Source organism: Vibrio sp. N418, from assembly GCF_000222565.1.
Taxonomy (GTDB): Bacteria; Pseudomonadota; Gammaproteobacteria; order Enterobacterales; family Vibrionaceae; genus Vibrio; species Vibrio scophthalmi.
On sequence record NZ_AFWD01000086.1, the window covers coordinates 24042 to 30650 of the forward strand.

Below are 6609 nucleotides of genomic sequence, written 5' to 3' on the forward strand. Positions count from 1 at the left end.
TTAAGCGAGATCACCTGCAATTAATGGAACAAAGCGTACCATTTCAATTACTTCAGACTGGAACTCGCCATCGCGACGAGTAATTTTTAATAGTTGCTGTTCATCAACACCAACCGGAATCACCATAATGCCTCCCTCATTAAGCTGCTCAAGTAATACCGATGGAATCGAGTCAGCCGCTGCGGTAACAATAATAGCGTCAAAAGGCGCTTTCGCTGCCCATCCTTGCCAACCGTCACCATGCTTGGTTGAGACATTGTAAATATCAAGTTGCTTTAAACGTCGTTTCGCATCCCATTGTAGTGCCTTAATGCGCTCAATAGAGTAAACGTGATCGACCAGTTGAGCCAATACGGCGGTTTGATAACCAGAGCCGGTGCCTACCTCTAAGACCTTGCTGTCTCTTTTCAGTTCAATGGTCTCTGTCATCTTAGCCACGATGTATGGCTGAGAAATGGTCTGTCCATGACCGATTGGTAAAGCATTATTATCATAAGCCTGATGGATCATTGCCTGAGAAACAAAGCTCTCACGTGGCAGATGATAGATCGCATCCAATACAGCTTGATCGTGAATGCCACTAGCGACAAGAAACTGCTTTAATCTGTCGGCATGTGGGTTTGCCATAGCCTAATTACCTTTTAACCAATGATTCATCGCGGAGATAGATTCATGCGCCGTTAAATCCACCTGTAACGGTGTGATCGACACATAGCCGTGTTCCACGGCATAGAAATCCGTACCTTCTCCTGCATCTTGCTCTTTACCGGGAGGACCGAGCCAATAAATATCATGACCACGCGGATCTTTCTGCTTGATCATATCCTCGGCGTGATGACGCGCACCTAATCGAGTCACTAATGTGCCTGATAACTGCTCTAGCGAACGATCGGGAATATTGACGTTAAGCAGACGATTGGTTGGTATTGGACGCTCTAAGTGCTGCTGAACCAGTTCGATGGCAATGTGCGCGGCGGTGGCAAAATGTTGCTTACCCACCAGCGACAACGCTATCGACTGAACACCAAGAAAATGTCCTTCCATCGCCGCCGCTACTGTACCTGAATAAAGCACATCGTCACCAAGGTTCGCACCATGATTAATACCAGATAGCACCAAATCAGGCAGATTGTCTTTCATCAACTCGTTCAAAGCAAAATGGACACAATCGGTTGGCGTACCTTGCACTGAATAGGTGTTATCCGCAATTTGATTAACACGCAGTGGCTGTTCTAACGTCAGTGAGTTTGAAGCTCCTGACCGATTGCGGTCAGGGGCGACAATAACGATATCGGCAAAAGGTTTTAACGCGTCAGCCATGGCGTGAATGCCTTCAGCATGCACGCCATCATCATTGCTCAACAGAATCTTCAATCGAGGTTCAGTGTTGCAAGCAGAACTCATGAATAAACACGCTCCACTTCAATCTCTTCAATCAGTTCACGAACAATAGATGTCGCAAAACAGCCACAATCAAGACTAAAGCTTAAGGTAATATTGTCACCTTCCACCGACCATGTCAGATCTTGCGCTTTAAGTGCAATACTACGGCGATCATGGCGCATACGGTTACCACGAATCAATGCCATCAAATCAGGCTCTGAATCTAGGCATGGTTGCTCTAATAGCAATGCATCGTCTTGGGTTGGCAATGCGTTGTCACCAGCCATCGCCGCACTGATCTGCATATCGTTATTGGCAACGGCTTCACCGATGCTGGCAAAATTATCTGCCGTGACAAGGATCGGCTTAGCATTAGTTACGCCCGTCTCTTCATCACTCATCTTCACGTCACTTAGCGCGATATCGCCCAAGATAACTTGTGTAAAGGTATTTTGCTCAATACGCGCAGACACGATTTTATTAAAAATCCATGAACGAGCACTGGAAAGAAACAGGCTGCGCTTGTTTTGGTCTTTAGTACGAACGTTATTACGCCCCCAACGACGAGCTTCACTGAGGTTATTACCTTTGTGACCAAAGCGCTGACTGCCAAAGTAGTTCGGCACGCCCGTTTCCATAATCGTTTCCAAGCGGCGTACGACATCAACAACATCCGTCACTTCAGATATCGTCACAACAAAGCTGTTACTGATATGATCACCAGGACGTAGCTTTTTATTATGACGATCAGTCTTAATAATTTCGATCTGTGGGTACTGCGCTAAAAAAGCAGAAAAATCCGGAGTTTCACCTTTTGGCAGATGCACACTCAACCATTGCTCCGTCACCGCGTGGCGATCTTTCAAGCCAGACCAGCTGACATCTTTTGACTTCACGCCGCATGCTTTGGCAAGTTCATTGGCCACAAATGCGGTGTTTTCACCAGTTTTACGAATACGTACCATCAGGTGCTCGCCTTGACCGGCAAACTCAAAACCGAGGTTTTCGAAAACTTGGAAGTGCTCAGGTTTTGCTTTTAGCTTGCCTTGAGCGGTTGGTTTACCCGTTAGGTAAGCCAATGGAGATAGAATATCTGACATGATGAGTTCCATCGCAGCTCTTCGTTGCTGGCAGCAACAATGGCGCCAACAGCGAAAACCAACGATTAAAATTAATTTTGTTTAACCAGTAACACCACCGCTTCACAAGCGATGCCTTCTTTACGGCCTGTAAAACCTAAGCGCTCTGTTGTTGTCGCTTTTACATTGACGTTGCCAAGATCCGTTTCTAAATCTTGGGCAATCGACGTACACATGGCTTCAATATGCGGGGCCATTTTAGGGGCTTGCGCCATAATCGTAACGTCGGCATTACCCAAGGTATAACCTTGCTCTTTGACGCGGCGGTAGACATCACGCAATAGCATACGGCTATCAGCCCCTTTCCACTCATCATCCGTATCAGGAAAATGGCGACCAATATCACCAGCAGCAATCGCACCAAGCAGTGCATCGCACAATGCATGCAGCGCAACATCACCATCAGAGTGGGCAATCAATCCTTGCTCATAAGGAACGGCAACACCGCCAATAATGACTGGGCCTTCGCCACCAAATTTATGTACATCGAAGCCGTGACCAATTCGCATCATGTTTTATCCTTTTTCTCGCTCAAGATAGAACTCGGCTAACGCTAAATCTTCAGGCTGAGTGATTTTGATATTGTCCGCATAACCTTGCACTAACGCAGGTTGTAAGCCGGCCCATTCAAAGGCAGAGGCCTCATCGGTAATCATAGCACCCGCTGCCAGAGCGTCGCTCAAAATGCGCGTTAGCGGTTCTGTTTTAAACATTTGTGGGGTTAATGCATGCCACAAAGCTTCGCGATCAACCGTATGGTCTATATCGCCATTTTGGTTAGACCGCTTCATCGTATCACGCACCGGAGAAGCTAAAATAGCTCCAACATCATGGGTTTGTGATACTGAAATCAGTGTATTTAGATCTTCTACTCGCACGCACGGACGCGCAGCATCATGCACCATCGCCCACTCGCCAAGCTGGTGAGCTTGCACATATTGCAAGGCAGATAAAACCGAATCGGCTCGCTCTTTACCACCCGATACGCGAATAACGCGCGGATGAGTAGCGATGCTTAATTCTGGAAAATAAGGGTCGCCATCGGTAATCGCGACCACCACAATCCCGACCGCAGGATGCGCTAACAGTTTTTCAACCGTATGCTCAAGGACCGTTTGTTGGCCAATAGTGAGGTATTGCTTAGGTTTGCCCGCTTTCATGCGGCTGCCAACACCAGCTGCTGGCACAATCGCAACAATAGATCGCAACAACGTAAAATGAGAGGATTGAGTCACCATTATTTGTGATCATCTCCAATAATGCGGTAGAAGGTTTCACCTTCTTTAACCATGCCAAGCTCATGACGAGCACGCTCTTCAATAGCATCAAGGCCTTGGCGCAGATCGTCAATCTCAGCAAACATTTCATTGTTGCGCACCGCTAGATTGGTATTTACCTGATTTTGCACCTCAATATCCGCACTGACGGCTTGAAAGTCAGTGATACCATTTTTGCCCAGCCACAAGGTGAACTGAAGCCAGCCAAATAGTAATATTAAGATCAGAGCAAAAGCGCGCATAAATTTTTGTTAAAGAAGAGAAATAGAAAGACCACATATATACCACAATGTCGCGGATGGCGCGAGATTGGGTTATGTGGTCTTCGAGGTAAAGGTAGGCTGGATTAGTTAAGCGCTAAAAAGGCCAACAAGCCGAAACCTAAAATAAGACGGTAGATAACGAAAGGCATCATGCCCATTCGAGAGATCAATTTCAGGAAGAAGTGGATACAAATGTAGGCACTAATAAATGAAGTCACGATCCCCGTTGCCAGTACCGAAAAATCAATCGGCGCACCACTTTCCACCAGCTTGAGGCTTAAATAACCACCCGCGAGCAAAATGATGGGAATCGACATTAAGAATGAGAAACGTGCTGCCGCTTCACGGGTAAAGCCTAAATAAAGTGCCGCGGTAATCGTTGCACCAGAACGTGAGGTACCTGGAATCATCGCCATTGCTTGAGCAACACCAATAAACAGGGCTTTCTTCCACGTGGTTTGGTATTCATCTTTAACCAAACTGGCATTCTTATCGACATACCAAAGCAGTAAACCAAACACGATGGTAGTGATGGCAATAATCCATGCGCTGCGCAGATAAATTTCGATGATGTCTTTCATCAATAAGCCGAAGATACATGCAGGGATCGTTGCGAGCACGATCATCCACGCCAATTTCGATTCTTTACTGCGTTCGCCTTTAAAGATCGAACCGAAAAATGCCGATAGCAAACTTACGACTTCAGCGCGGAAATAGATCATCACCGCTGCTAGTGTGCCAACATGCACCGCAACATCGAACGCCAAACCTTGATCGGCCCAGCCAAACACTGCCGAGGGTAGAATCAGGTGAGCAGAGCTTGAAATAGGTAAAAATTCAGTTAAGCCTTGGATCAAGGCCAAGATAAACGCTTCAAAAGTACTCATTGTAATCTCATTAACGACCAATCAAAAAAACCATGGCTTAACCATGGTTAAAACTTCAGGGTAATCGGTAGAGGTAAAAATTTGCTGAATGGTTCTACCATCTCCTGGGACAACTAATTGCGGGCATAGTTCATTAAGTGGTTGAATCACAAATGCAAACTTGTAGATATCATCACGTGGTATTTGCGGTTGATGTTCACTCACCAACTCTCCAAATAAGATGATATCCAAATCCAACGTGCGAGCCTCAAACTTAGCGGCGTCTTCCCTGCGTCCCCATTTAAGCTCTATCTTACGCAGGGCATGTGAAAATTCCGTGACTTCCAGAGCGGTTTTCATTTTCACCACGAGATTGTAAAAAGGCTCACTTTTGAAACCAACCGCTTCACACTCATAAATTGTAGAGATTTGTAACTCTTCTCCAATTCGAGACAATTCGACAATCGCGGTCTCAATATGCTTTTTACGATCAATATTGGAGCCAACCCCAATATAAGCGGTAATCATAGCTGTCCGCGTTCGATCACTACACCGACGCCTTTGGCTTGAGGTACCGCACCCGGCTTCGTCAAACGGATCTTGATCCAAGGCACGCTAAATTGTGACATGATCAACTGCGCAACTTCTTCCGCTACACGTTCAACCAATAAAAAGCGACCATTGCCGATATGGTTCAGTACAGCAGCGCTCACTTGGGCATAGTCCAAAGCATCGGCAACATCATCACTCTTACCAGCCACACGATTGTCATGCGCCATTTCAATATCCAGCACAAGCTTTTGCTTAATCTCTTGTTCCCAATCGTAAGCACCAATAGTAGTGATCACTTCAAGTTGTTCGATAAATACTTTGTCCATTCTTCGTCGCTTCCTATACAGGTCGGATACCCAATAAAGAGAAAAAATCGTACTATTTAACTCTCAACTACTTACAGTAAGTAGTGAGAGCGCGATATGATATCAATTACTTGCACCATAGACACTTTTTTCATCGAGTTGACTCTTTATGACGCCATTAGCACTAGCCATGATCATTTTTGCCTATTTACTAGGTTCGATCTCTAGTGCCGTTTTGATCTGCCGGATCTTGCGCCTGCCTGATCCTCGCAAAGTCGGATCCAACAATCCTGGAGCGACCAACGTGCTGCGCATTGGTGGGCGTAAAGCAGCGCTGTCAGTCTTACTGTGTGACATGCTTAAAGGTACCATTCCGGTCTGGGGCGGCTATTTGCTAGAAATTGATCCCATCATGCTTGGTATTGTCGCCATTGCAGCCTGTCTTGGTCACATGTACCCGCTCTTTTTCCATTTCTCTGGCGGAAAAGGAGTCGCGACAGCATTAGGCGCCATTGCGCCGATCGGCTTGGATCTTACTGGAATGGTGATCGCCACCTGGATCATTACTGCTTTTATCTTCCGTATTTCATCACTGGCTGCGCTGGTGACGGTGTTACTGGCACCCATGTATACTTGGATGATCAAGCCACAATATACTCTGCCTGTGGCCATGCTCTGTTGTTTGATCATCTTCCGTCACCATCAAAACATTCGCCGACTGTTTGATGGCACTGAGCCAAAATTAGGCAGCAAGAAATTTAAATAAGCGTAAATTTGCACCGCTATCGTGAATACCAAGCAAATCAAAAAAGGCCTCATTCGAG

10 protein-coding genes are annotated in these 6609 nt (G+C 46.2%); 1 reads left to right on the top strand and 9 read right to left on the bottom strand.

The window, feature by feature from the left end; genetic code table 11:
- The 9 genes from RH86_RS17470 to folB form a co-directional block, all read right to left on the bottom strand.
- Positions 1-627, bottom strand: coding sequence for a protein-L-isoaspartate(D-aspartate) O-methyltransferase (locus RH86_RS17470; RefSeq protein ID WP_009387609.1), 627 nt, complete (start codon positions 625-627; stop codon positions 1-3).
- A gap of 3 nt (positions 628-630) precedes the next feature.
- A complete protein-coding gene (gene surE, locus RH86_RS17475) occupies positions 631-1374 on the bottom strand; it encodes a 5'/3'-nucleotidase SurE (protein ID WP_009387610.1) in 744 nt (247 codons plus the stop codon).
- 26 nt (positions 1375-1400) lie between these two features.
- Positions 1401-2483, bottom strand: coding sequence for a tRNA pseudouridine(13) synthase TruD (gene truD, locus RH86_RS17480; protein ID WP_009387611.1), 1083 nt, complete (start codon positions 2481-2483; stop codon positions 1401-1403).
- Positions 2484-2554: 71 nt separating this feature from the next.
- Complete coding sequence (gene ispF, locus RH86_RS17485) at positions 2555-3034, bottom strand: 2-C-methyl-D-erythritol 2,4-cyclodiphosphate synthase (RefSeq protein ID WP_038219896.1); 480 nt, start codon at positions 3032-3034, stop codon at positions 2555-2557.
- A gap of 3 nt (positions 3035-3037) precedes the next feature.
- Positions 3038-3760 carry a 2-C-methyl-D-erythritol 4-phosphate cytidylyltransferase gene (ispD, locus tag RH86_RS17490; RefSeq protein ID WP_009387613.1) on the bottom strand — a complete coding sequence of 241 codons (723 nt, stop codon included), beginning with the start codon at positions 3758-3760 and terminating at the stop codon, positions 3038-3040.
- Entirely contained in the window at positions 3760-4041 is a 282-nt protein-coding gene (gene ftsB / locus RH86_RS17495; RefSeq protein WP_009387614.1) for a cell division protein FtsB, read from the bottom strand. The genes ispD and ftsB overlap by 1 nt, the downstream gene beginning before the upstream one ends.
- A gap of 104 nt (positions 4042-4145) precedes the next feature.
- Positions 4146-4949: an undecaprenyl-diphosphate phosphatase gene (locus tag RH86_RS17500; protein WP_009387615.1), complete on the bottom strand. Its 804-nt coding sequence runs from the start codon at positions 4947-4949 to the stop codon at positions 4146-4148.
- A gap of 21 nt (positions 4950-4970) precedes the next feature.
- The gene (gene folK / locus RH86_RS17505; protein WP_009387616.1) at positions 4971-5456 is read right to left on the bottom strand and encodes a 2-amino-4-hydroxy-6-hydroxymethyldihydropteridine diphosphokinase; all 486 of its coding nucleotides are present in this window, start codon (positions 5454-5456) and stop codon (positions 4971-4973) included.
- Positions 5453-5806, bottom strand: coding sequence for a dihydroneopterin aldolase (gene folB / locus RH86_RS17510; RefSeq protein ID WP_005598094.1), 354 nt, complete (start codon positions 5804-5806; stop codon positions 5453-5455). The genes folK and folB overlap by 4 nt, the downstream gene beginning before the upstream one ends.
- A 148-nt stretch (positions 5807-5954) precedes the next feature.
- Here folB and plsY point away from each other — a divergent pair, with 148 nt between their 5' ends.
- A complete protein-coding gene (gene plsY / locus RH86_RS17515) occupies positions 5955-6551 on the top strand; it encodes a glycerol-3-phosphate 1-O-acyltransferase PlsY (RefSeq protein ID WP_009387617.1) in 597 nt (198 codons plus the stop codon).
- Positions 6552-6609: the final 58 nt, after the last annotated feature.